At 63.3% G+C, this 24,043-nt stretch carries 23 protein-coding genes; 8 read left to right on the top strand and 15 right to left on the bottom strand.

Going from position 1 to position 24,043, the window contains the following annotated elements; translation table 11 throughout:
• Window positions 1-286 precede the first annotated feature (286 nt).
• The 3 genes from blaBJP to P6U27_RS10815 form a co-directional block, all read right to left on the bottom strand.
• The gene (gene blaBJP / locus P6U27_RS10805) at window positions 287-1,174 is read right to left on the bottom strand and encodes a BJP family subclass B3 metallo-beta-lactamase (RefSeq protein WP_122402163.1); all 888 of its coding nucleotides are present in this window, start codon (window positions 1,172-1,174) and stop codon (window positions 287-289) included.
• 149 nt (window positions 1,175-1,323) lie between these two features.
• Entirely contained in the window at window positions 1,324-1,602 is a 279-nt protein-coding gene (locus P6U27_RS10810) for a Plug domain-containing protein (RefSeq protein WP_129144519.1), read from the bottom strand.
• A 63-nt stretch (window positions 1,603-1,665) separates the two neighbouring features.
• Window positions 1,666-2,799: a hypothetical protein gene (locus tag P6U27_RS10815; RefSeq protein WP_407194023.1), complete on the bottom strand. Its 1,134-nt coding sequence runs from the start codon at window positions 2,797-2,799 to the stop codon at window positions 1,666-1,668.
• Between the two features lie 300 nt (window positions 2,800-3,099).
• Here P6U27_RS10815 and P6U27_RS10820 point away from each other — a divergent pair, with 300 nt between their 5' ends.
• Complete coding sequence (locus tag P6U27_RS10820; protein WP_209296131.1) at window positions 3,100-3,909, top strand: substrate-binding domain-containing protein; 810 nt, start codon at window positions 3,100-3,102, stop codon at window positions 3,907-3,909.
• On the opposite strand, the gene P6U27_RS10825 is transcribed toward P6U27_RS10820, so the two are convergent.
• Window positions 3,883-4,581, bottom strand: a complete 699-nt coding sequence (locus P6U27_RS10825) for an ABC transporter permease (protein ID WP_122402167.1) — start codon at window positions 4,579-4,581, stop codon at window positions 3,883-3,885. The two genes, P6U27_RS10820 and P6U27_RS10825, sit on opposite strands and share 27 nt — an antisense overlap.
• A 471-nt stretch (window positions 4,582-5,052) precedes the next feature.
• Between P6U27_RS10825 and P6U27_RS10830 the strand changes: the two genes are divergently transcribed.
• The 4 genes from P6U27_RS10830 (at window position 5,053) to P6U27_RS10845 (ending at window position 9,241) form a co-directional block, all read left to right on the top strand.
• A complete protein-coding gene (locus P6U27_RS10830; protein WP_122402168.1) occupies window positions 5,053-5,904 on the top strand; it encodes a 3-hydroxybutyryl-CoA dehydrogenase in 852 nt (283 codons plus the stop codon).
• Window positions 5,905-6,037: 133 nt separating this feature from the next.
• Window positions 6,038-6,502: a group III truncated hemoglobin gene (locus P6U27_RS10835; protein ID WP_129144516.1), complete on the top strand. Its 465-nt coding sequence runs from the start codon at window positions 6,038-6,040 to the stop codon at window positions 6,500-6,502.
• A gap of 245 nt (window positions 6,503-6,747) precedes the next feature.
• On the top strand, window positions 6,748-7,398 hold the full coding sequence (locus P6U27_RS10840; protein WP_407194024.1) for a ubiquinol-cytochrome c reductase iron-sulfur subunit: 651 nt from the start codon (window positions 6,748-6,750) through the stop codon (window positions 7,396-7,398).
• Window positions 7,399-7,513: 115 nt separating this feature from the next.
• Window positions 7,514-9,241, top strand: a complete 1,728-nt coding sequence (locus tag P6U27_RS10845; RefSeq protein ID WP_122402170.1) for a methanol/ethanol family PQQ-dependent dehydrogenase — start codon at window positions 7,514-7,516, stop codon at window positions 9,239-9,241.
• Window positions 9,242-9,616: 375 nt separating this feature from the next.
• Here the strand turns inward: P6U27_RS10845 and P6U27_RS10850 are convergent, their stop codons facing one another.
• From P6U27_RS10850 to xoxF5, 7 genes are all read right to left on the bottom strand, one after another.
• Window positions 9,617-9,874 carry a hypothetical protein gene (locus P6U27_RS10850; RefSeq protein ID WP_129144514.1) on the bottom strand — a complete coding sequence of 86 codons (258 nt, stop codon included), beginning with the start codon at window positions 9,872-9,874 and terminating at the stop codon, window positions 9,617-9,619.
• A gap of 134 nt (window positions 9,875-10,008) precedes the next feature.
• Window positions 10,009-12,321, bottom strand: a complete 2,313-nt coding sequence (locus tag P6U27_RS10855) for a molybdopterin cofactor-binding domain-containing protein (RefSeq protein ID WP_407194025.1) — start codon at window positions 12,319-12,321, stop codon at window positions 10,009-10,011.
• Window position 12,322: 1 nt separating this feature from the next.
• Window positions 12,323-12,775, bottom strand: a complete 453-nt coding sequence (locus tag P6U27_RS10860) for a (2Fe-2S)-binding protein (protein ID WP_129144513.1) — start codon at window positions 12,773-12,775, stop codon at window positions 12,323-12,325.
• Between the two features lie 628 nt (window positions 12,776-13,403).
• Window positions 13,404-13,967, bottom strand: coding sequence for an S-(hydroxymethyl)glutathione synthase (gfa, locus tag P6U27_RS10865; RefSeq protein ID WP_407194026.1), 564 nt, complete (start codon window positions 13,965-13,967; stop codon window positions 13,404-13,406).
• Between the two features lie 33 nt (window positions 13,968-14,000).
• Window positions 14,001-15,110 (bottom strand): S-(hydroxymethyl)glutathione dehydrogenase/class III alcohol dehydrogenase, encoded by a 1,110-nt coding sequence (locus tag P6U27_RS10870; RefSeq protein WP_209296135.1) that lies wholly within the window; start codon window positions 15,108-15,110, stop codon window positions 14,001-14,003.
• A gap of 61 nt (window positions 15,111-15,171) precedes the next feature.
• Entirely contained in the window at window positions 15,172-15,663 is a 492-nt protein-coding gene (locus P6U27_RS10875) for a c-type cytochrome, methanol metabolism-related (RefSeq protein WP_122406534.1), read from the bottom strand.
• A 116-nt stretch (window positions 15,664-15,779) separates the two neighbouring features.
• Window positions 15,780-17,585, bottom strand: coding sequence for a lanthanide-dependent methanol dehydrogenase XoxF5 (gene xoxF5 / locus P6U27_RS10880; protein ID WP_122402176.1), 1,806 nt, complete (start codon window positions 17,583-17,585; stop codon window positions 15,780-15,782).
• Between the two features lie 513 nt (window positions 17,586-18,098).
• Here xoxF5 and P6U27_RS10885 point away from each other — a divergent pair.
• Window positions 18,099-19,067 carry a helix-turn-helix domain-containing protein gene (locus tag P6U27_RS10885; protein ID WP_122402177.1) on the top strand — a complete coding sequence of 323 codons (969 nt, stop codon included), beginning with the start codon at window positions 18,099-18,101 and terminating at the stop codon, window positions 19,065-19,067.
• 27 nt (window positions 19,068-19,094) lie between these two features.
• Here P6U27_RS10885 and P6U27_RS10890 read toward each other — a convergent pair whose 3' ends face one another.
• From P6U27_RS10890 to P6U27_RS10905, 4 genes are all read right to left on the bottom strand, one after another.
• The gene (locus P6U27_RS10890; protein WP_407119811.1) at window positions 19,095-19,517 is read right to left on the bottom strand and encodes a hypothetical protein; all 423 of its coding nucleotides are present in this window, start codon (window positions 19,515-19,517) and stop codon (window positions 19,095-19,097) included.
• A 163-nt stretch (window positions 19,518-19,680) separates the two neighbouring features.
• A complete protein-coding gene (locus tag P6U27_RS10895; protein ID WP_407194027.1) occupies window positions 19,681-20,610 on the bottom strand; it encodes an ABC transporter substrate-binding protein in 930 nt (309 codons plus the stop codon).
• Window positions 20,607-20,963, bottom strand: coding sequence for a cytochrome c (locus P6U27_RS10900; protein ID WP_122402180.1), 357 nt, complete (start codon window positions 20,961-20,963; stop codon window positions 20,607-20,609). The genes P6U27_RS10895 and P6U27_RS10900 overlap by 4 nt, the downstream gene beginning before the upstream one ends.
• 10 nt (window positions 20,964-20,973) lie before the next feature.
• Window positions 20,974-22,638 (bottom strand): methanol/ethanol family PQQ-dependent dehydrogenase, encoded by a 1,665-nt coding sequence (locus P6U27_RS10905; RefSeq protein ID WP_407194028.1) that lies wholly within the window; start codon window positions 22,636-22,638, stop codon window positions 20,974-20,976.
• A gap of 342 nt (window positions 22,639-22,980) precedes the next feature.
• Between P6U27_RS10905 and P6U27_RS10910 the strand changes: the two genes are divergently transcribed.
• Together P6U27_RS10910 and pqqA are read left to right on the top strand one after the other, a co-directional pair.
• Entirely contained in the window at window positions 22,981-23,373 is a 393-nt protein-coding gene (locus P6U27_RS10910) for an EF-hand domain-containing protein (protein WP_122402182.1), read from the top strand.
• Between the two features lie 552 nt (window positions 23,374-23,925).
• Window positions 23,926-24,006: a pyrroloquinoline quinone precursor peptide PqqA gene (pqqA, locus tag P6U27_RS10915; protein ID WP_008562446.1), complete on the top strand. Its 81-nt coding sequence runs from the start codon at window positions 23,926-23,928 to the stop codon at window positions 24,004-24,006.
• The last annotated feature ends 37 nt before the right edge of the window (window positions 24,007-24,043 follow it).

A 24,043-nucleotide genomic window follows, 5' to 3' on the forward strand; every position in this document is an offset into this window, starting at 1 on the left:
AAAACGCGGGCGATCTTGCACGGTCCGGGTAAAGGGCGCGTTAGACCGGGGCGTGCGCGGAAGGCCAGCACCGGTTGCACGCTACCTCAGGAGGTTCCGGTCGCGTGCATTGGTGAGGTCTCGTTAAGGATGTCCGGCCGGCAAGGGGCCTGTGTCTCAGACACAAGTAGTCGCCCGTTTTCACCGCAGCTACGGCCTGCCAACCATCGTGGCAGCCGGTGGGCTCGGTCCCCCTCACCGTCGGCGAGAGGTGAGGAGCACCATCGATGCGGAGGCCAGATGAGGGCTATTTCGCAGGCTGGAGCGCTGCGGTCTGCTTGGCGAGCTGCTTGTCGAAGTCTTCCGACAGGCCGGTGACGTAGGTTGCAAGCTCTCCCGGTCTGACGAACGGGTTCGGCGCGCCCTCCTTCATCTGCGCGCGCTTGGCCTGCATGCCATAGACCTCCGGATGCGGCCCGAGCAGCACGTCGATCTTCATCGCCTTGGCCTTGGCGAAGCTCGCGCGGTAATCGTCGACGATGCCGGGATAGGTCGGCCGGCCGACCAGCCGGTTCAGCGCAACCGTGCCGCTGCAGAAGAACAGCACCTCGCGGTCTTCCTTGCCGTCCTTGGCGGTCATCTGCCAGCTCGTGCAACCCGGCGAGTGGCCGGGCGTCGCATGCGCCGTCAGCGTGGTGTCGCCGAGCGTGATCTTGTCGCCTTCCTTCACGACACGATCGACCTTCACCGGCGGGAAGGCGAGAGCCTCGTTCTTCTCGTCGCCGGGATAGTAGCCGCCTTCGAGCAGCGGCTTGTCGCGCTCGCCGGCCACGAGCTGCGCGCCGGTCTCCTTCTTGATCTCGGCGAAGCCACCGGTGTGGTCGAGATGCGCATGCGTGTTGAGGATTACCTTGATGTCGGCGACCTTGAAGCCGAGCTTTGCGATATTGTCCTTGATCATGCCGGTCGACTGCGGCATCGCCGTGTCCATCAGGATCAAGCCCTGCGATGTCCTGATGACGTAGACGGCAATGCCTTCGGTCCCGACATAGTAGATGTTGCCGATGAGCTGGAACGGCTCGAACGGCGCGGTCCATTTCTGCATCACCGCTCCGAGGAAATCCTTGATGGTCTGCGCTTGCGCGCCCGTTGCGAACAGAGCCAGTGCGCAAAGCGCGGCCGCGAGTCTTCTCATGATTTGCCTCCCACAGTTTTTTGATCGGGCGGTTGCCGGGGCTCGACCGGCGCCGAGGTTACGTTGCGGCCGGCTTCCGGGGCAACTGTTTCATGTCGGAGACTCCGGGTCGGAATGGCGGCATTTCGGCCGAAAGGCGTGCACAACGCCTAGCGTCCGATCGTCACCCCGGCGGTCGAGCGCATCGCGCCTCTCAGGCTCGTCGCGTTCATGTCGTCGAGGACCTGTCGCGTCAGCACGGTGGTCTGGCCGGGCGTGTTCAGGATCGTCTCTCCGCGTGAGGAAGAGAGTCGATCGGCCTTGTAGGGCGCCGCCGGATCGGTGGCGGGAGCAGCCGTGGCTGCAGGACGTGGCCGTTTGCCCGCGGCGAGTGCCGGCTGTGAGATCGCAAAGGCGATCACGACTAGAAGCAACGGCCTTGCGCGCATATGCGACCTCCCATATCGGGACATCAGCCTAGCACATCGTGAATGTGGTCGCAGAAGAAAGGATCAGGCGGGAACGGCCCGGCGCTCCCGCGCCGGTTCGCGGATCCGCTCGACGGTCCGCGGCTCGGCGAGCCGCGTGAAACTGCGATGGCTCGCCTGTGCGGGCGCCTCGACGATGACGCCCTCACAGACGATCTGTCCGCCGAGCATCTTGAATTCCAGCTTGTCGTAGCGCGGCATTGTCTCGCCGGGCGCCGGCGGCAGCAGCCCGACGCTCCCCTGGATGTTCAGCGCGGCCTCGCCGGTGCCGTGAAGCCGCGGATTCCACATCCTGATTCCGCTCTCCGCCCAGCGCTGCCGGATCAACGCGGTGCGATCGGCGGGCTCCGCGGCTCTCGCGCGAACTTTCGGTGCGCTGCGGATCTCTGGAGAAGGACACGCGAGAGCCGGAGTCGGTTCGATGTCGGTGACGTCGCTGGATGGTTCGTCCGCTGCCGTCGCAATGGCTGTGGCGAGCGGAAGATCGTTTCCGGGGGCCGGCGCGATCTCGACGGGGGGCGCTGGGCCGCCGCTGTCGGCAGGGGTTTCAGAGACATTAGCCGGAACGCTATCGGCCTCGCCGAGGAGGACCGGGATTGCTTCGACGGCGACCATTTCGATCCCGGCGGAAACCTCGGGCGAGGGAGCAGCCTCGACGATGGCATCCGAAGCATCAGTCAAAGCGGTCGCGACGTCTGATGATGAAACCACAACCTCTTCTGCGACGACGGAATCGACTTCAGCGGGCGATGCTTCGCCAATGCTGGCGAGGTCAGAACCCGCAACTGGCTCGTTCTCCGCATCGGCCGATGAAACCAACACCGCCTCGGCGACGGGTGCCGTCGCGGGTGCCTCGATTTCCGTTACGCTTTCCGGCGATGAGTCCTCGCTGATGCAGATATCGTCGGACGGATTCTCCGCGATGCCAGACACAGCCGCGTTGTTCTCCGCGACCGGAGCCTGGGTGGCGAGGTCAGCGTCGCCATGTACCAGGTCGGTGCCGATCTCGGCGATTGCCGCTTGAGCAGTGGCCGCGACGTCTTCGACGACGGCGGGCGAAGCATCTGTGGCGATCGGCGTGGCCTCAATGTTGCCGCTGTGCGGCGAGGGCCGAAGTCGGGTAAACGCCCAGTTCACCGCAGGGATGCGGCGCAGCAACGATATCAGTCTCGAAAGCACTGGGAGTTGTCCAAGAGGTACTCGGCGTGAGGCTATCGCTGATTCGCGAGCAATGTGAAAACCTGCCCCGGCCGTCACATCCGTGTCAATGTAGGGAGGACCAATTGCAGAACATCCACGCGTCCACTGTGCGTGGCGAATTTCATCCCGCTTAGCGAATTGGAGTTCGCGCTTCCTCCACATGCGCGCGCATCAATTGTCGTTGCGACCTAAGGTGGGCTTCCCGCCGTCATCGCCAGCGGCTATTCAGGACCGTCATTGTCGGGTCAAGGACGGCGCATGAGGAAGCTTGTCACGATCGGAGCGGTTCTGCTCTGGTCCACCATCGCATTCGCACAGGACCGCACCATCACCGTGGCCTCGACCACCTCGACGGAACAGTCTGGGCTGTTTGGCCATTTGCTGCCGCTGTTTGCGAAGGCTGAGGGCATCAGCGTGAAGGTCGTCGCCGTGGGCACCGGTCAGGCACTGGACATCGGGCGGCGCGGGGACGCAGACGTCGTTTTCGTCCACGACCGGGCGGCCGAAGACAAATTCATGTCCGAAGGGCAGGGCGTGAAGCGCTTCGACGTGATGTACAACGACTTCGTCATCGTCGGCCCGAAGAGCGACCCCGCGAAGATCGCCGGCAGCAAGGACGTCACGGATGCGCTGCGCAAGATCGCCGCGGCCAAGGCGCCGTTCATCTCGCGCGGCGACAAGTCCGGCACGCACGCGGCCGAGCTGCGATTATGGAAAGAGGCGGGTGTCGACCTCAGTACCGGCAAAGACAATTGGTACCGGGAGATTGGTCAGGGCATGGGCCCGGCGCTGAACATGGCCTCATCGTCGAACGCCTATCTCCTGTCGGACCGCGGCACCTGGCTGTCGTTCAAGAACCGTGGCGAACTCGCCATCCTGACCGAGGGTGACAAGCGGCTCTTCAACCAGTACGGCGTCATGCTGGTGAATCCTGAAAAGCATCCGAACGTGAAGGCGAAGGACGGGCAGGCCTTCATCGATTGGCTGATCTCGTCGAAGGGGCAGGAAGCGATAGCCGGGTACAAGGTCGGCGGCGAGCAGCTATTTTTCCCCAACGCGTCCCACTAACACGAAGGCGACGGTCGACACCGCGACGCTCAGGGCGAGCAGGATCAGTCCGAGCCCGAGCGCCAGCGGCAGATCGCCTTTGCTGGTTTCCAGCGCGATCGCTGTCGTCATCGTGCGGGTGAAGCCGCGGATGTTGCCTCCGACGATGATGATGGCACCGACTTCCGCAATGGCGCGCCCGAACGCCGCGAGAAAGGCCGTCAGCAACGAGGTCCGGCCGAGCGCGAACAGGAGGGCCATGCTGCGCAGCGCTGACAGCCCGTCGATCCGCGCCAGGTCGCCGTATTCCGCCCACAGCAGGCTTGCCGGCCGGTGCACCAGCGCCACCACGATCGGCGTGGCCAGCAGCGTCTGCGCAATCACCATGGCGGCCGGCGTGAACAACAAGCCCGCAGCTCCGAGCAGGCCGGACCGCGACAGCAGCAGATAGAGAGCAAGCCCGACCACGACGGGCGGAAGGCCGAGCAGCGCATTGGTCAGAATGACGATGACCTGACGCCCCCGGAAACGAGTGATCGCAAGCAGGGCCCCGAACGGCGCGCCGATCAGGAGCGCGATGATGCTGGCGCTCAGGCTGACCCGTACGGACAATGCGACGATGCCCAGCAGCTCGGCGTCGGCTTCGCCGATTAGCGTGAAGGCGGCCCCGACGGATCGCGCGAAATCGTTCATTCGGCCTGACGCTGTTGCGCCGGCTCGATGCCGGTGACCACGTCTGTCGCGCACTCCTTCATCCTTGGCAGCCCCCCTGACAGCTTCGGCCGGCGTCGATGGCGAGCCGGGTCCCCCCATGCACATCCTCGGATGGCAACTGCACCGGTTCTGGCCGCTGCGGCCGCCACAATCAAGGGGTCACAATTTGGGGTGCTCAGGTGAGCTTTGGTCCATATGGATCGGGCGCCCGACGCCGGGCCTTCATCCAGCTGTGCAGGGGCCGCAGGGCACAAGATCCGGCCATTTTGGGCAGGGAGGAGCCCAAATCCTGGCGCGGTGCGGCCGTGGACCGCTTTATTCCGCCCGTGGATGCACTTAGGAAGGGACAGGATCAGGTCGCACCCGCCCGGTGACGGTGCTAGACCCTGATGCAGGAACAATGGGGCCGGCTGCTACTGGCTCGCCCGCAAAGATGAAGGATGTGACGCAATGATCCAAACCGTTGGCATCATCGGGGCAGGGACCATGGGAAACGGCATCGCGCAGGTTTGCGCCGCGGCCGGGCTCTCAGTCGTGATGGTCGACATTTCCGATGCGGCCGTGAACCGTGGGCTTTCGACCGTCGGCGGCAGCCTCGACCGCCTGGTCAAGAAAGAGAAGATGTCGGCGGCCGATCGCGAGGCGACGCTGAAGCGCATCACGGGCACGACCGATCGGGCGAAGCTGTCGGATTGTGACCTCGTCATCGAGGCTGCCACCGAGAACGAGGAGCTCAAGGTCAAGATCCTGAAGGATCTCTGTGCCACGCTGTCGCCGCGTACGCTGATCGCGACCAACACCTCGTCGATTTCGATCACCAAGCTTGCAGCGGCAACCGATCGTCCCGACCGCTTCATCGGCATGCACTTCTTCAACCCGGTGCCGGTGATGGCGTTGCTGGAACTGATCCGCGGCTTGCAGACCTCCGACGACACCCACGCCCAGGCGCTGGATTTCGCCAAGCGCGTCGGCAAGGTGGCGATCACGGCGAAGAACAGCCCGGGCTTTGCCGTCAACCGCATCCTCTGCCCGATGATCAACGAAGCGATCTTCGCGCTCCAGGAGGGGATCGCGACGGCGGAAGAGATCGATGCCGGCATGAAGCTCGGCTGCAACCATCCGATCGGGCCGCTGGCGCTTGCCGATCTCGTCGGGCTCGACACCATGCTCTCGGTGATGGAGGTCTTTTACAAGGGCTTCAACGATCCTAAATATCGGCCAGCGCCGCTGCTGAAAGAGATGGTCGATGCCGGCCATCTCGGCCGCAAGACCGGGCAGGGCTTCTACATCTATAGCGCCTGATGAAGGCATTGGCGGCGGGCACTCTGCGTCCGCCGCCACATCCCGCAATTTGCGCTGCGACAAAGACGCCGCGTGCAATCGGCCCGACAACGAATGGACGGCTCGCGGGAACAACAGACGGACAAGAGAGGACATGTCGGATCGATTGAAGGCCGAACGCGAGGCGGCGGCTGCGCGGCGGAACCTGCTGACTCAGGACGCGATCGAGCGCACCGGGATCACCGAGGAGATGATCGGGGAACTGGTCACGCGCTTCTACGGGCGCGTGCGCGAGGACGCGCTGCTTGGTCCGGTTTTTGCGATCGTCCAGAACTGGGACGAGCATCTCGCCAAGCTCCGGGATTTCTGGTCGTCGGTCGTGCTGATGAGCGGTCGCTATCACGGCTCGCCGATGCGGACGCACCTGCCGCTGAGCCTGGCTGGCGGCCATTTCGACCGCTGGCTCGACCTGTTCGAACAGACCGCGCGCGAAGTCTGTCCGCCGGCGGCGGCTGCGCTGTTCATCGACAAGGCGCGTCGTATCGCCGACAGTTTTGAAATGGCATCGGCAACTGTTGCGGGCCGCATCGCTTCGCCGCGTCACGTGCTCAGGTCGTGACAGAATGCCTGCTGAAAAACGCGCGGCTCGCGTCGCCGGTGATTGGCGCGTTGCACCAATTCCTACATCGTCGGGCTGATCTGCAAAATCATCATGCCGTTCGCGCATTCCGATATGGAATTCGCGAAAACGCGCTCGCTTTGCGGTCGTTCTCGTTCAATCCACGCGAGCAAAGCCACATTGATGCATTGCGGCGCCAATTCTTCGCCTTCTTTTCGGCAGAGTTCCAGCGCCTGCTAGCGCGTATGGTTTGTGCATCGTTCGATCCCAATTCCTCGTTCTCCGAGGGTCCTGCGGAACCCGACGTTGACGCAGGCACGAGGCAGACGCGACGAATCCTGCTGCTGGGTGCGCTTGCGACCACCGCATGTCTCGGCTGTTCCGCCCACGCGCGTGCAGATGATCCGCCCGGCTCCGACGAGCGGCCGCAGAAAGGCGATCTGCTCGTCTTTTCCGAAGGCGACAAGGAAGGGAAACTCATCACTGCGGCCGATCTGACGGCGGGCGGACCGCCGGTTCATGCCTGGCCGAAGGATCCCAACACAGCGGTGGTGCGCAGTGCCTCACGGCTCAACGAGATCCTGATCATCAAACTCGATCCCGCCGAGCTCGACGAGAAGACCCGCGCGCGGGCCGTCGACGGCATCATCGCCTATTCCGCGATCTGCTCGCATGCGGGCTGCCCGGTCACCGCTTGGGTGAAGAGCGATGTCGGTGACAAGGAGGTGCTCAAGTGCATGTGCCACAACTCCGAATACGATCCCCGCGCGGGCGCGCAGGTCGTGTTCGGGCCGGCGCCGCGACGGCTTGCAGCGCTGCCGTTGGCGCTCGCTGACGGTTCGCTGAGCGTCGCCGGCAACTTCATCGGAAAGGTAGGTGCCGCGCAGCCAGGATGATGGATGGTACGGGCCATTGCCCGCGTCACGAGAGGCCGCCTCCGCCGATGGGCGGACGACGGGACGAACGACAAGAATTCACAAGAATTCAAACGGATGAAAAAGGGGAACGTCCATGACCAGGAAGCAATGGTACCTGTCCGGCTTCGTCGCCTTCACCTGCCTCGCCTCGACGGCCGCCGTGTCGGGTCCGATCGAGAATTATTCTCCGGTCACCGCGCAGCGGCTGGAAAATCCGGAGCCAAGCAATTGGATGCTCTACCGGCGCACCTATGACGGGCACGGCTATAGCCCGCTCGACCAGATCAACACCTCCAACGTGAAAAACCTCACACCGGTCTGGACCTTTGCCACAGGCGTCATCGAAGGCCACGAGGCGCCGCCGATCGTCAACAACGGCGTGATGTTCGTGGCGACCCCGATGGGGCAGGTGATCGCGTTGAACGCCAAGACCGGCGACGAATATTGGCGCTACAAGCGGCAGCTCCCCGATGATCTGTTCCAGCTGCATCCGACCAGCCGCGGCGTCGGCCTCTGGGAGGACAAGCTCTACCTTGCCACGACGGATGATCACGTCGTCGCACTGGATGCCAAGACCGGCAAGGTGGTGTGGGACACCAAGGTGCAGGACTACAAGAAGGGCCAGTACATGACCCTGATGCCGCTCATCGTCGACGGCAAGGTCATCGTCGGCGGCTCCGGCGGCGAGTTCGGCGTGCGCGGCTATGTCGCCGCCTACGATGCCAAGGATGGCAAGGAGCTGTGGCGCACCTTCACCATTCCGGGCGAAGGCGAGCCCGGCCATGACACCTGGCAGGGCGACGACTGGAAGAACGGCGGCGGCTCGGCCTGGATGACCGGCAATTACGACAAGGAGACCAAGACGATCTATTGGGGCGTCGGCAACGCCGCGCCCTGGCCCGGCGACTCGCATCCCGGCGACAATCTCTACACATCATCGGTGCTCGCGCTCGATCCCAACACCGGCAAGATCAAGACCCATCACCAGTATCACCAGAACGATTCCTGGGACTGGGACGAGGTCGAAGCGCCAATGCTGATCGACCTGCAGCGCGATGGCCGCAACATCAAGAGTCTGGTCCATCCGGGACGCGACGCGATTTTCTGGGTGCTCGAGCGGACACCGACCAAGATCAACTACGTCGCCGGCTGGCCGTTCGTCTCCACCGACGTCTGGAAGGGCATCGAACCCGAGACGGGCAAGCCGATCGTCGATCCCGCGCACAAGCCGGTCCTCGGTAAACGCGTGGAGTTCTGCCCCTCGCTTTGGGGCGGCAAGGATTGGCCGTCAGCGGCTTACAGCCAGAAAACCGGTCTCGTCTACGTACCCGCCAACGAGAATTTCTGCGGCGGCTTCACCGGTGAGAAGGTCGCGCTGAAGCCTGGCGAGCTCTGGCTCGGCACCAAGCCGGAGGACATCGGCCTCAAGGCGAAGCCTGGCGCGGATCATTTCGGTGAGCTTCAGGCCTGGGATCCCGCCACCGGCAAGAAGGTGTGGCAGCACAACTTCCCGAAATCGCAGCTGTTTGGCTCGGTAACGGCGACTGCGGGCGATCTCGTCTTCGCCGGCGGAACCAACGACCGCAACTTCCGCGCCTTCAACGCCAAGACCGGCGAGCTGCTGTGGGAGCAGAAGACGAACTCCGGCATCATGGGCATGCCGGTGTCCTACGAGATCGATGGCACGCAGTACATCGCGATCCAGTCGGGATGGGGTGTGGATGCACAGCGCATCCAGGATGCGCTCGTGACCAACAATATCGGCATCGAAGCCAATGTGCCGCAGGGCGGCGTCATCTGGGTCTTCGCACTGAAGAAATAGCTCCGCAGAAATAGCTCCGCGGGCGGATCGAAAGAAGCGGAGCAGCCGGGGGGTGGCGAATGCGGCGGACGGCAACGTCCGCCGCATTTTTGCTGTGGCGCGCTGTCTTCCTTCTCCCCTCATGTCCGCCGAAGCCCTGGCGAAGGCGGATGTGGGAGAAGGTGGCGCGAAGCGCCGGATGAGGGGTTTTCTCCGCGAGTAACGAGTGCGACCCGTTGTTGCGGAGGCAAACCCCTCACCCAAGCGAGATCGTGGCACCCAGCCTCGCGGCCCTCTCCCACAGGGAGGCCCACAGGGGGAGAGGGTACATCAATTGGCACCGGCGAGGATGTGGACCGTGGCCATAACGGCGCTGAAGGGCGCTGCCTGCAAAGCCTACTTCCCCTCGCGCTCCACCTTGCCCTTCTCTTTCTGGTTCATTTCGCGAACCTTCGGGTCCGGATTGTGCTGCCCCGTGGTCTGGGTGGTCGAAGCGGGCGGGGCATTGGCGTTGGGAAGCGAGTTCTGATCGGGCGCTGTCGGCCGCGTGGCGGTCGTCGGCGGCGTCGTGTTGGTCTGGGCAAACGCACCAGTGGTGGTCAAAAGAAAGGCGCTCGACAGCGAGACTGCGAGCGCCTTGGAGATGTTGGTCATCGATCTGCTCCTGTCAGATCGATGCAAACGGCGCGAGGCCGCTTGTGTTCCGAAGCGCGATAGACATCTATCGCGCTCCCTTGGTTGGGCATGATCTATCCGGAAAACCGGTGTCCACTTTTCCGGATCATGCCCTATGCCTCCAATTGCTTGCCGATCGGAAGCGACCGGATGCGTTTTCCCGTCGCGGCGAAGATCGCATTGATCAGGGCCGGTGCGAACGGGGGAACACCGGGCTCGCCGACGCCGCTCGGCGGCGTGTCGGGTCCGGGCGGCACGATGTAGACGTTGGTCACCAGTGGGGACTCGTCCATTCGGATGACCTGGAAGTCGTCAAAATTCTTCTGCTGTACCTTGCCGTCCTTGAACGTGATCTCGCCGTACTTAGCGAGACTGAGCCCCATGATCGCCGCGCCCTCGATCTGCGAGGCGATGCGCTCGGGGTTGACATAGGTGCCGCAGTCGATCGCGGTGTCGACCCGAGGCACCGTCAGCTTGCCCTTGTCGTCGACGGCAACCTCGATGATGGTTGCGATGTAGCTGACGAAGCTGCGGTGCACGGCGATGCCGAGGCCGTGGCCCTTCGGCACCTGACGGCCCCATTCGCCCTTTTCGGCGACCAGTTCGACCACCTTGCGCAGGCGCGCGGTGTCGATCGGGTAGCTGTCCTGGGGTTCGCCGTAGTTCCACAGGTCCTTCACGTTGGGCTTGACGATGCGCGGCGAGCCGATCAGCTCGAGCAGCATGTCCTTCTGGTCGCGGCCGGTGGCTTGCGCGATCTCGGCGACCATCGACTGCACGGCGAAGGCACGCGGGATGTTCGAGACCGAGCGGAACCAGCCGATGCGGGTATGTGCGGCTGCTTCCGGATTCTCGCAGGAGATGTTGGCGATCTCGAAGGGCATATCGACGAGACCCATGCCGATCTCGAACGGTGCCTGATGCACCGTGCCGGCGGCAAAGGTCGAGGCGATGCTGGGAGCCACGCTGCGGTGGCGCCAGGCGATCACCTTGCCGTTCTTGTCGAGACCGGCTTCGATCCGCTCGACCGAGACGGTGTGCAGGAAGCCGTTGTGGATGTCGTCCTCCCGCGTCCACTGCACCTTCACCGGTGCACCGAGCTCCTTCGACAAGAGCGCGGCTTCGAGCGCAAAGTCGCATTTGGACTTGCGGCCGAACCCACCGCCGAGCAGCGTCACATTGACGGTGACGTTGTCCTCGGGAATGCCGAGCGTCTTGGCGACGTCCTCGCGCGTGCCGCCCGGGCTCTGCACCGGCGCCCAGATCTCCGCCTTGTCGCCCTTGACGTCGGCAACCGCCACCGGCGGCTCCATGGCGACATGGGCGAGATGCGGGATGTAGTACTCGCCGACGATCACTTTGTCGGCGCTCTTGAGGGCAGCCTCCGCATCGCCCTCCTGGCGCAGCACGAGGCCGGGCTTGCGCGAGGCCTCTTCGAGCTCCTTGCGGTAGGCGACCGAGTCGTATTTGCCGTTCGGACCGTCGTCCCAGACCAGCTTCAGCGCGTCGCGTCCCTTGATCGCCGCGCCGGTGTTGCGCGCGATCACGGCAACGCCGCCGAGCGGCTGGAACTTCGACGGCCATGGCCAGCCGCGCACCTGCATCACCTTCTCGACGCCGGGGACTTTCAGCGCCGCGTCCGGATCGAACGAGACCAGCTTGCCGCCCGTCACCGGCGGGCGCGCGATCACGGCATACTTCATGCCAGGCAAGCGAACGTCCGCGCCATAACGCGCCTTGCCGGTGGTGATGTCGTGAAGATCGACGATGCCGACCTGTCCCTTGCCGAGATAACGGAAGTCCTTGGGATCCTTCAGCTTGAGGCTTTCAATGCTCGGCACCGATTCCTTGGCGGCATCGGCGGCGAGCTCGCCGAAGCCGAGCTTGCGTCCGCTGGCGCTGTGAACGACCTCGTGATTGACGGCTTTGACCTCGGTCGCCGGCACGCCCCAGCGCTTTGCAGCGGCCTGCTCCAGCATGGTGCGGGCGGAGGCGCCGATCTGGCGCATCGGGATCAAATAGTGCCGCGTGCTGCGTGAGCCATCGGTGTCCTGGTTGCCGAACCTGACCTCGTCGCCATGGGCCTGCTGCACCTTGACCCTGGACCAGTCGGCTTCCATCTCCTCGGCGACGATCAGCGGCAGGCTGGTGCGCACGCCGGTGCCCATTTCCGAACGGTGCGCGATGATGGTGACGATGCCGTCCTGGCCGACCGAAACGAACACGCGCGGATCGACCACGACGCCGTGAGGCATCTTGCCGGCACCGGTTTCATAGGCGAGCGCTTGGCGCGACATCACGGGGGCGGCGAGCACGAAGCCGCCGGTGACGCCGAGCCCCTTCAGGATGCTGCGGCGCGAGACCTTCTGGATCCCGATATTCTTTTCGAAGCCGCGAAGCTTGCGGGGATTGTCGATGAAATTCATGTCACACTCCCGTCGATGCGAGATGGACGGCGTTCTCGATGCGCTGGTAGCAGCCGCAGCGGCAGATGTTGCCGGACATCGCCTCGCGGATCTGGTCATGCGAGGGTTTTGGGTTGTCCATCAAGAGGGCTGCGGCCTGCATGATCTGGCCGGTCTGGCAGAAGCCGCATTGGGGCACGTTGACCTGGCGCCAAGCCTTCTGCACCGGATGATCGCCGTTGGGGTGCAATCCCTCGATCGTGGTGACCTCGCGTCCGGCAACGTCGTTGACCGACGTGACGCAGGCGCGAACCGCTTCCTTGTCGACGATGACGGTGCAGGCACCGCACAGGGCCTGGCCGCAGCCGTATTTGGTGCCGGTCAGCCCGGCCTCGTCACGCAGGAACCAGAGTAGCGGGAGATCCGGGTCGCCGTCCCAGCTCTGTTCCTGGCCGTTGATCTTTACCTTGATCATGATCGTCCCTCGCTCTTCATAAGCATGCTAAATTCAAAGTCCTCGTCGCCGGTCGGCGACGGTTCTTGCATCGTCTCGCCACATCCTGCCGTGATCCCGCGCGGGCAAATCCCGAAACGTGGCAGGAACACCAATGGCGATGTCTGGATATGCTCGATACCTCCCGTTTTGTTCTTAATTGATTGTAGTTCGCGCGGCATCGTGACGGCGCGATCGTAGCAGAGACCGCTCCGGCCCGGCGTTCACAGCCGAGTGTTCTCACCGGGAAAAGATTGCATCGATGGTTTGTCAAAAGCTGGGCGCGGCTTCATGCCGCGTGCTTACGAAACCGGCGCGAAAAAGGCTTCGTCCGCCAGGAAGACTGCGGACGAAGCAGGATGCCTCAGTCGAGGGAGGGAGAACGCAAGCACCGCGAACTTCAAGCCGGAAGCAGACGGCCCTGCGCAGTCATTCAGAGACCAGGACTGAGGAGCTGATGGCCCTCACATATGCGTGGTGCAGAAACGGCGGCATCGCCGCGGTGGTCCCGGACCGGGGACCCGTGCGGCTCGCGGGTGGCAATAGGCGCCAGCGAGCCGCAAAAGGTCTGGCCAAGGGCTCGGCGGCCCAGCCAGCTCAGGCAGGCTGCCTAGGCGGCTTTGGCTTTCGCGACATGCGTCGCGATCGCGTCCATCAGCGCCGGCGACAGGCAGTCATAAGGCTCGAGGCCGATCTCCTTGAGCCGCGAGCGGATGCCGGCCATCTGCTCGGGCTTCACGCCCGATTCGATCACCGAGGAGACGAAGGCGGCGAATTGCGGCGCCTGCGAGCCCTGCTCCTGGAACAATTCGGGATGGATGAAATCGAGGCCATAGAACGGATGGTTCTTGTTCTCGATCCGGCCGTACATGTGCGTGCCGCAGGCGTTGCAGGCGTAGCGCTGGATCACCGCGGAGGGATCGACGATCTGGAGCTTATCGCCGTTCTCGAGCACGGTGACGTTCTGGCGCGGGACCACGGCGACGACGGAGAAGATCGCGCCCTGCGGTTTCCAGCATTTGGTGCAGCCACAGGCGTGATTGTGCGCGACGTCGCCTTTGATGCCGACCTTGACCGGATGGTCGTTGCATTTGCAGACCAGCGTGCCGCCGGCAAAGCTGCCGGTGCCTTGTTTGATGCCGTTGTCAATCGAGGGATGGAGTGCAACAGTCATGGGTCGATCCTCCTTGGTGTGATGGCTTTCGAGCTAGTACACGACGACTGAACGAATGGATTTGCCCTCATGCATGAGGTCAAAACCCTTGTTGATCTCTTCGAGCTTGAGCACGTGGGTGATCATCGGATCGATCTGGATCTTTCCGTTCATGTACCAGTCGACGATCTTCGGCACGTCGGTGCGCCCGCGCGCGCCGCCGAAGGCCGTGCCGCGCCAGTTGCGCCCGGTGACGAGCTGGAACGGGCGGGTGGCGATCTCCTTGCCGGCTTCGGCGACGCCGATGATGATCGAAGTGCCCCAGCCGCGATGGCAGGCTTCCAGCGCCTGGCGCATCACGGTGGTGTTGCCGGTGCAGTCGAAGGTGTAGTCGGCACCGCCATCGGTTAGGCCGACGAGGTGCTGAACGATGTCGCCGGTGATCTTCTTCGGGTTGACGAAGTCGGTCATGCCGAACCTGCGGCCCCATTCCTCCTTGGAGTCGTTGATGTCGACACCGATGATCTTGTCGGCGCCGGCCATCTTCGCGCCCTGGATGACGTTAAGGCCGATGCCACCGAGGCCGAACACGACCACGTTGGAGCCCGGCGTGACCTTGGCAGTGTTGACCACGGCACCGACCCCGGTGGTGACACCACAGCCGATGTAGCAGCTCTTGTCGAACGGTGCGTCCTCGCGGATCTTGGCAACCGCGATCTCGGGCAGCACGGTGAAGTTCGAGAAGGTCGAGCAGCCCATGTAGTGGTAGATCGGCTTGCCCTTGTAGGAGAAGCGGCTGGTGCCGTCAGGCATCACGCCCTTGCCCTGCGTCGCGCGGATCGCGGTGCAGAGATTGGTCTTCTGGCTGAGGCAGCTTTTGCACTGCCGGCATTCGGGCGTGTAAAGCGGGATGACGTGATCGCCCGGCTTAACCGAGGTCACGCCCGGGCCGATCTCGCGGATGATGCCCGCTCCCTCATGTCCCAGGATCGACGGAAAGATTCCCTCGCTGTCGAAGCCGTCGAGCGTGTAGGCGTCGGTATGGCAGATGCCCGTCGCCTTGATCTCGACCAGGACTTCGCCGGCCTTCGGGCCTTCCAGATCGACCTCGACGATCTCGAGCGGCTTCTTGGCTTCGAAAGCAACGGCGGCACGTGTCTTCATCTTAGAACTCCTCAGATTCTCGCAGGGCGCCAAGAGGTAGTCTCGGCAGTCCTCGTAGCGTTCATTTCTTGCCCATGCAGGCGTCTTCCGCCTTGGTGTAGGCCTCCGTTTTCTCCTCCTTCTTGGAGGGACGCTGCCGGCCCCATGCTTCGGTGGAGCGGGCGCGCAGATAGACGTAGAGATCGTCCATGTAGCATGCGACGTTCGGATTATCGCCGAAGGCCGGCATCACGTTCTCGGAGGCCGTCGAGATGTTCTTGCGGCCGGAGGCGACGACGCCGAGGAAGTCGCCATAGCTCATCGTCTTCAGCGAATCCTTCAGCGCCGGGGCATAGGTCGAGCCCATGCCGTCGGGGCCATGACAAACATGGCAGTCCGAGTGATAGCGGCGGTATCCGGAATAGGTGAACCAGTCCACGGTGCCGTCGGCCGAAATCTTGTAGGTGGGATTTCCCTCCTTATCGAGCCACTTCCCGTCATCTTCCTTCTTCACCGCGGTCGGGTCGCCCGGACCCTCCGCGACCGCTACGCCTCCGGACGCAACGAAGATCATCATCACAGCAACGACAGAGCAGATTTTACGCAAGAGAGTTTTCCTCGAAGGCGTTCGGTGGAGACGGCCCGGCGCGTGGAGGTGATTCCACGCGCCGGAGCGATGCTGAGCGAGGCCTAGTTCGGCAACGAGAACACGGTCAGCGTGCCGCCGAGCGCCGTGTAGTTGCTGAGGGCCGCGTAGCCGCCGACGGCGCCGAGACCTGCGGTCGGATCGGTCAGACCTGCCGCCAGACCGATGCCGGCCCAGCCGCCCACGCCGGAGAGCACGGCAACGTACTGCTTGCCATTGTTCTCATAGGTGGTGACGTTGCCGATGATGCCGGAGGGAGTCTTGAACTTGTAGAGCTCCTTGCCGGACTTGGCATCGACCGCCTTCAGGTAGCCTTCGAGCGTGCCGTAGAACACCACGCCGCCGGCCGTTGCGAGCGCACCCGACCAGACCGAGAACTGCTCCTTGTTCGACCAGACGATCTTGCCGGTCTTGCCGTCCCAGGCGATGAAGTTGCCCATGTGGCTTTCACCCTGCGGCGGATACATCGAGAGCGTCGCGCCCACATAGGGTTGGCCCGCGGTGTAGCTCACCTTGAACGGTTCGTAGTCCATGCAGACGTGGTTGGTCGGAACGTAGAACAGCTGCGTATCCGGCGAGTAGGCTGCCGGCTGCTCGTCCTTGGTGCCGAGCGCGGCCGGGCAGATGCCCTTCACGTTGACGTCCTCGCCCGCCTTGTCCGTCGAAGCTGCGTCGAGCACCTTCGGGCGGCCATAGGTCGGAGAGCTCTTGTTCATGTCGACGCCGGAGGTCCAATTCACCTTCGGATCGTATTTCTCGGCGACCAGCAGTTCACCGTTCTCGCGGTCCATGGTGTAGGCGAGGCCGTTGCGGTCGAAATGAGTCAGCAGCTTGCGCGGCTGGCCGTTGATCTGCTGATCCGTGAGGATCATCTCGTTGACACCGTCATAGTCCCACTCGTCGTGCGGCGTCATCTGGTAGACCCACTTGGCCGTGCCGGTGTCCGCGTCGCGCGCGAAGATGGTCATCGACCATTTGTTGTCACCTGGACGCTGCTTCGGATTCCAGGTCGAGGGGTTGCCCGATCCGTAGTACACCGTGTTCAGAGCGGGATCGAAGGACATCCAGCCCCAGGTGCAGCCGCCGCCGATCTTCCACTGATCGCCCTGCCAGGTCTTCAAGCTGGAGTCGGCTCCGACCGGCTTGCCGAGCGACATCGTCTTGGCCGGATCGAACTTGATCTGGTCATCCGGACCTTCGGAATAGGCGCGCCAGACCTGCTTGCCGCTCTTGAGGTCGTATGCGGTGACGTGGCACTGCACGCCGAACTCACCGCCGGAGATGCCGACCAGGACCTTGTCCTTCACGACCAGCGGAGCCGATGTGCCGGTCTCGCCCTTCGCCGGATTGCCGTTGGTCACCGACCAGGCCACCTGGCCGGTCTTGGCGTCGAGCGCGACGAGGTTGGTGTCGGCCTGATGCAGGATGATCTTGCCGTCGCCGTAGGAGAGGCCGCGGTTGACCGTGTCGCAGCACATGACCGGAATGACGTTCGGATCCTGCTTCGGTTCGTACTTCCAGATGATCTTGTTCTCGTTGGAAAGGTCAATAGCGTAGACCTTGTTCGGGAACGGCGTGTGGACGTACATGACGTTGCCGATGATCAGCGGGCCGCCTTCATGGCCGCGCAGCACGCCCGTCGAGAACGTCCACGCGACCTGGAGCTTGCCGACGTTCTGAGCGTTGATCTGGTTCAGCTTGGAATAGCGGGTGTTGGCATAGTCACCTGCCGGCATCACCCAGTCCTTCGGGTTCTGCGACATCTTTATCAGCTCGTCATTGGCTGAAGCGCTGCCGACGGCGAGAGCCGCCGCAGAGCCGAGATAGGTCGCCAGTAGCACCTTGCGCATAGTTATTCCTCCGTTGGTCTCGTTTATTGTTTCCGAAGCATTGCTGAATCGCCGGGCTTCTCGTCCGGCGTCTGCTCGTGCAGGGCGGTCACGATTGGGACCAGAAACGATGCTGTGCTGTTTCCTCCTCCTGATGAGAGCCACGGGTCCACGTGCGGGAGCGGCCCGTTCTTGTTGTTCCTGCCGCAATCACTAACGACTTCGTCATAGGGAAACTTGCCCAAGAGGGAAGCCGTTTTGCTCGACAGCGCACGGAGGCGAAGATTTTGATTTTGCAGTAGCGAATTCAGCGGCTTCGGTGCGCCCTTGAGACCCCGTCTGCGCGCAGGTTCCCCTTGACGGCGCTGCAACTAAGGCGGAGGATTAAGTTTCAGGAGTGGCAGTGGAACGATGATGCTCGTTGCAAGAGACCGCTCAAATTCGAGGTAAACGTCACGCAATCATGGCTGAGGGCTCCGGCAGCGCTGGTTGCGATTCGCGCCGAATCTCCGGATCAAATCAGTGGCTGGATTAATGTCCGACACCATTCACACGCTCTCGACGATGGGAATGACGCCGAAGCGGCAGATCCAGAGCTGGATCGACGGGCTGACGAGCCTGTGCGGTTATTTCGACGTCGATCCACTGGAGGCGTCCTCGCTCGAAGGTCGCATCGATTACACCACGGTCTCGCGTCTGAAGCTCTGCCAGATCGAGGTCAGCCAGCATCGCATCGCGCACACGCTTGCGCGCGCCAAGGGCAACGAGCACCCGTACATAAAAATCCACTTCCAGACCTACGGCGTGTCCTATTTCGAGCAGGAAGGCCGCCACATCGAAATCAATCCCGGCGACATCATCGCCTACGACGTCTCCTGCCCACATTCGATCATCAGCCCCGCCTTTACCCGTCACGACGTGGTGATCGTGCCGAAAGCGCTGCTGCGCGACCGCGGATTCCCGTCGCAGCGGATGCCTGCCTATAAGCTGACGGCGAAGACGGGCACCGGACGGATCGCCCACGATTTCGTCCATGCCACCTTTGACGAGGCCGCGAAGCTCTCGGCGAACAGCGCTGTCGGCGTCGCCGATTCGCTGATCGATCTGTTGCTGCTGCCGCTGCGCGAAGCCGACACGATGTTCGATCGTGTCGGACCCGAAGCGACGTATGTGCGCGCGCAGTTCTTCATCCGCGAGCACTTGCGCGATCCTGACCTGTGCATCGACCAGATCTCGGCCGAGCTCGGCTGCTCCAAGCGCTATCTGCACATGCTGTTCTCGGAGCGCGGCACCACGGTGAGCGACTACATCTGGCAGGCGCGGTTGCAGAACTGCCGCCAGGAGCTCGAGGCCCATGCCGGCAAGACCATCACCGACGTTGCCTTCTCCTGGGGCTTCTCCAGCTCATCGCATTTCAGCCGGGTGTTCCGAAAATATTTCGGCGTGGTGCCGTCCTCGATCCACAAGGCGCAGCAGGGCGCGGCCAGCTCGGGCGAGCATTAGGCGCACGCCTGAGAATTCCCGGCGCGCTTACGTCGTCGCAACATAGGGAATGCCGGCCAGGAGAGCGACGAGCAGCATCGCGTTCACCAGCATTCCGCTCCAATGCAGCCGGCGCAACCGACGTGGGGCGTCGGCATCGCCGGCCTCCGTCGCACTGAGCTGGTCATCGACCCTTTGCATGAACCAGCGACGTCCCCAGATCGCCAGGGCTGCGATAGTCCCGACGCCGAGCCCGGCAAGCAGGCGACCGTTGAGGAGGAGAGCCATCGTTCCGATGGCAGCGGCGACGCGCATCACCAGGAAATGAGCGTTGAACATTCCGCGCAGCAGCTGGGCAACGGGCTGGATGTCGAGCCTCACCAGCAGGAAGGCGGGCGATGCCAGCGTGAAATAGCCCATCGGAAAAAGCAGGATGATCAGAACGGCGACGGCGACTGCATCCGGTGTCATGCGATCGGCCCTTCTTGTCCGCAGAGGCGCGCAATCATAGGGGAAAATCCGCGACCGACGCTAGGCTTTGGTTGGACTGCAGGCCGGTGCGCGTCATTGGCTACATGCGCTGCGGCGAATGATTTCCGGGGTCGCCCTGCGGGCGCCCCGGAATGACAGGCAATCACCGCTGAATGATCCTGGTCCACACATCGCCGAGGATCGCGGGCTCGCGCGGTGGCAGATAGGTGAGGCCGGCCTGCTTGCCGAATTCGGCGATCTTGCCCTCGGCTGCAAGCTCCGTCAGCGCCTTGTTGACGGCCTCGATCAGTGCGCCTTCGCTGGCGAGCCCGACATAGCCGCGATTGGCTCCGATCGGGTAGTAGTACCCGGACGCCGTGACCGCCGTGTCGGGGTGCGCGGCGCGATGGGCATCGAAGCGGGCAAGATCGATCAGCGTCGCATCATGGTCGCCGCGCTGGAGCGCGCCGAGGAGATCGTCGCGACCGGGGACGAGATGGGTGATGTTGTCGATCAGGCGTCCCTTGTCGAAGGTCATCAGGATGGCGTCGCCAAGCGATCCGCTTTCGATGACGAGACGAAGGCCGGCGAGATCGCCGATGTCGCCGATCTTGCGGCCGCGGGCCTTCGGTCCGAGCACCACCGTCATCGGCGAATAGATGTAAGGCTGGCTCGGCGCGAGCACGCCCAGCGGGACGCGGCGCCGCCGATCGTCGCCTGTGGCGCCGGCGAAATCCGGCAAGCGCGCTGTCTTCATCCCGGGCACGACGAGCGAATCCTGCGTCAGCGCGTAGCCGCCGACGAGCGAGCAGCGCCCATCCGAGAGCAGCGCGTTGGCTTCGAGCTGCGGGCTCGAATCCTCGTCCAGTTTGCTCTCGAACCACTGGATCGCCAGCGGTCGTCCGAGCCGTTCCGCAACCGCCTTGCCCAGCAGCAGGTCGAAGCCGGCATCCGGCTTGCCGCGGTGATGCACCGAGAGCGGCGGCCGGTCCTCGTCGAGACAGATCTTCAGAGCATCGTCGGCCGCAGGAGCGACCGACGCCATCATGGAAAGAACGGCCGCAACGCTCCAGGCAAGGCGCCTGCCCCTCATGGCTTTCTCCGGCTGGAGATGAAGGCCCAGAGATCCCCGATCTGGTCGTCGCTGAGGATGTCGCCCCAGGGCGGCATCTTGTTGTTCTTGCCGTTCTTGACCGTGGTGACGAAGCGCGTCTTGTCGTCCGGGAAGACGCGCAGGTCCGGCGTGATGGTGCCGGAGTTCATCAGGTTGGGACCGTGGCAGTGTGAGCATTTCTCGGCATAGGTCGACTTGCCGTGGTCGATCTGCGCCTGCAGTGGATTGCCGGTTGAGTCATCCGCGGCGCGAACGGTCGCCGCAAGCGCGACCGTCAGCATCGCGGCGGTGGCGAGGCTCGCCACCGTCCTGTGTGATACTTCCCTCAGCATCGTGCCGTGGCTACTGCTTGACCGCAAAGACCCACAGCGAGCCGCCGGGCGGCACTTTGGCAAGCCGCTCGTCGCCGGAGAACAACGAGTAGACGCCGCCATAGCCGCTCGTCACCGCAACATATTGCACGCCGTCCTGCTGCCAGGTCACCGGCTGTCCCTCGATGCCGGACCCGGTCTGGAACTGCCAGAGCTTCTTGCCGGTGTCGGCATCGAAGGCCTCGAACTCGCCGGTCAGCTGACCTGAGAACACCACGCCTCCGGCCGTCGACAGCACGCCCGAGAAGCGCGGAATATCGCTCGGCGCTTCCCACTTCGACTTGCCGGTCAGGGGGTCGATGGCCTTGAGGTGACCGCGCGGTCCGTCTCCGAACTCCCAGGGATCGGTCAGATCCATGCCGAGATACCATTCACCCTGCTTGAAGGTGACGGGCTCCGCCTTGTATTTGCCGCCGAAGTTGAGCGTGTTGGCATAGGCGAGGCCGGTCTGCGGGTTGAACGACATCGGCTCCCAGTTCTTGCCCCCGAGGATGGACGGATAGACCGTGACCTTCTTGCCCTCGCGCGCGTCCTTGGAAACGTCGGTCTCGATCGGACGTCCGGTCTTCATGTCGATCCCGGTCGCCCAATTGACCTTCACGTAAGGATTGGCCGCGAGCAGCTTGCCGTTGGTGCGATCGAGCACGTAGAAGAAGCCGTTGCGGTTGGCGTCCATCAGCACCTTGGTCGGCTTGCCCTCGACGTTCATGTCGGCGAGCACCATCTCGGCCACCGAGTCATAGTCGAACGGATTGTTCGGCGAGAACTGATAGTGCCACTTGATCTTGCCGGTCTTGGGATCCATCGCCAGCACGGAGCAGGTGTAGAGATTGTCACCGGGGCGCACCGACGAATTGAACGGGCCGGGATTGCCGATGCCCCAATACACCGTGTTCAGCTCCGGGTCATAAGAACCCGTGATCCAGGTCGAGCCGCCGCCGAGCTTCCAGGTATCGCCCTTCCAGGTGTCGCCGCCGGGTTCGTCCGGCGAGGGGATCGAGTAGGTGCGCCAGAGGTGCTTGCCCGTCGCCGGATCCCAGCCGTCGATGAAGCCTCTTGTGCCGAATTCGGCGCCGGAGATTCCGGTGATGACGACGCCGTCGGCAACCAGCGGGGCGACCGTCATCGAATAGCCTTCCTTGATGTCGGCCGCCTTCTGCCGCCACAGCTCCTTGCCATTCTTGGCGTCGAGCGCGATCACGTGGGCGTCGAGCGTGGTGCGGAACACCTTGCCGTCGTAGAGCGCCGCGCCGCGATTGATGATGCCGCAGCAGACGATGCGCGGGGTCTCGGCGGGATACTCGACCTTGGTCTTCCAGATCTGCTTGCCGGTTTTGGCGTCGACCGCCATGGTCGCGTTGTGCGAGGTCACGTAGATCACGCCCTGGTACACCAGCGGCTGCGATTCCTCGCTGCGATCGTCGTTAAAGGAGTAGTTCCAGACCGGGACGAGGTTCTTGACGGTGTCCTTGTTGATCTGGTTCAGCGTCGAGAAGCGCTGGAGATTGTAGCCCATTCCGTAATTGAGAACGTTCGACGTGTCGGTCGCCCCCTTGACCAGCTGCTCGCTGGTTTGTGCATTTGCACAGGTTGACGCAAGCATGACGAGGCCTGCGGCCATCGCAAAGCGTTTCATCCGTTCCTCCCAATTTGCGCGCCTTTTGACGCTGCGGCAGCAACACTCCGTCGGAAAGCAAAACGCGTCAATACGAAAGTCGCAAGTGTCGTGCCGATATCGCTGGAGGCTGGTCCGGTCACCTCAGGGAAACCTTACGCGAGCAACTCCCACTTGTGCGGAAACGCTGAGATAATTCCGCGGTACGAAGCAGTCTCGGGTGCCCGATCGCCGGACGCTCGGCCGGGCTCCCGGGCGGTGACGCGCGCAAGTTGGCGTTTCGGGACTTGAACCGGGGTCCGCTTGTGGATTTATGTCGCTTCTGTCCCCATCGATCCGGGACTCTTCGTCAGGGAGGTTTTGATGATTTCGCGTCGTTCAATTGCCCTTGCGCTTACGATTGCATTGTCAGCCGGTCCGGCGTGGTCGGCCTCGGGCAATGCGGTCAAGTTGCTCGACACCGACAATGACGGCACGCTCGATCTTGCCGAGGTGAAGAAGGCGGCCGCCGCATTGTTCGCAAAGCTCGATCGCGATCATGACGGCACGCTCGATGCGCGCGAATTGCGTGGACGGTTGACGGCGAAAGAACTCGCTGCCGCCGATCCCGACCGCGACGGGACCCTTACGCTCGACGAATATCTTTCCGTGGTCGAGCAGCGCTTCAACGCAGCGAATCCCGACAAGGACGGAACGCTGGATGCGAAGGAGCTGAACTCGCGCGCCGGCCGCGCGCTGTTGCGATTGCTGCGGTGAGCGCTGCAATCGGAACGGACATGACGAGCGCAACATTCGCGATCGTTCCGGTCTGACGCTCGGGAACATCGGGCTTCTCTGTACCACCGGCAGCGCCAGCACCGACAAGGATGCTGGTTCTGGTCCGGTCACCGTGGGCTCCGCGCAGTCGCACTCGCCCAGTTCAGCGACTGATACCAATCAGCACCCGCCGACCAGCACGATGAATCGTGCAAGCGGTGAAACGGCGACTTCGTCCGAGGATGCGCAGCGGCAAATGCAGAGTGAGCCGACGGCGGCTCAGCGTGCCGAAGGCGCCAAGCCGAACGCGGAAATGGCCGACAAGGGCTGCTGACCGCGCCATTGTCGATTCGGCGTGCGGTGCGTTGCACAAGGTGATGTCTCGCGGGTCGCTTTTGACCAAGAGGGAACTGGCTTTGTCCGAGAGAGAAATGCAGCCACGAAGAATCGACACAGACGCGCTCGACAGTCGAATCGAGGCTTGAACTGCACCTGACGCAGCCCTAGGTTTTGCGCCGCGCGATGTCGCGCTCAATACCTCGGGAGACCCGAATGGCTTGGAAAGCTCCGAAGATCGTGGAAGTGCCGGTCGGCATGGAAATCAACATGTACGCCTGCGCTTCGCGCAAATAAGACCGACGATCTGCCGCGGCTTCGATGGCGAACGCCG

Source organism: Bradyrhizobium sp. STM 3566, from assembly GCF_045571445.1.
Taxonomy (GTDB): Bacteria; Pseudomonadota; Alphaproteobacteria; order Rhizobiales; family Xanthobacteraceae; genus Bradyrhizobium; species Bradyrhizobium vignae.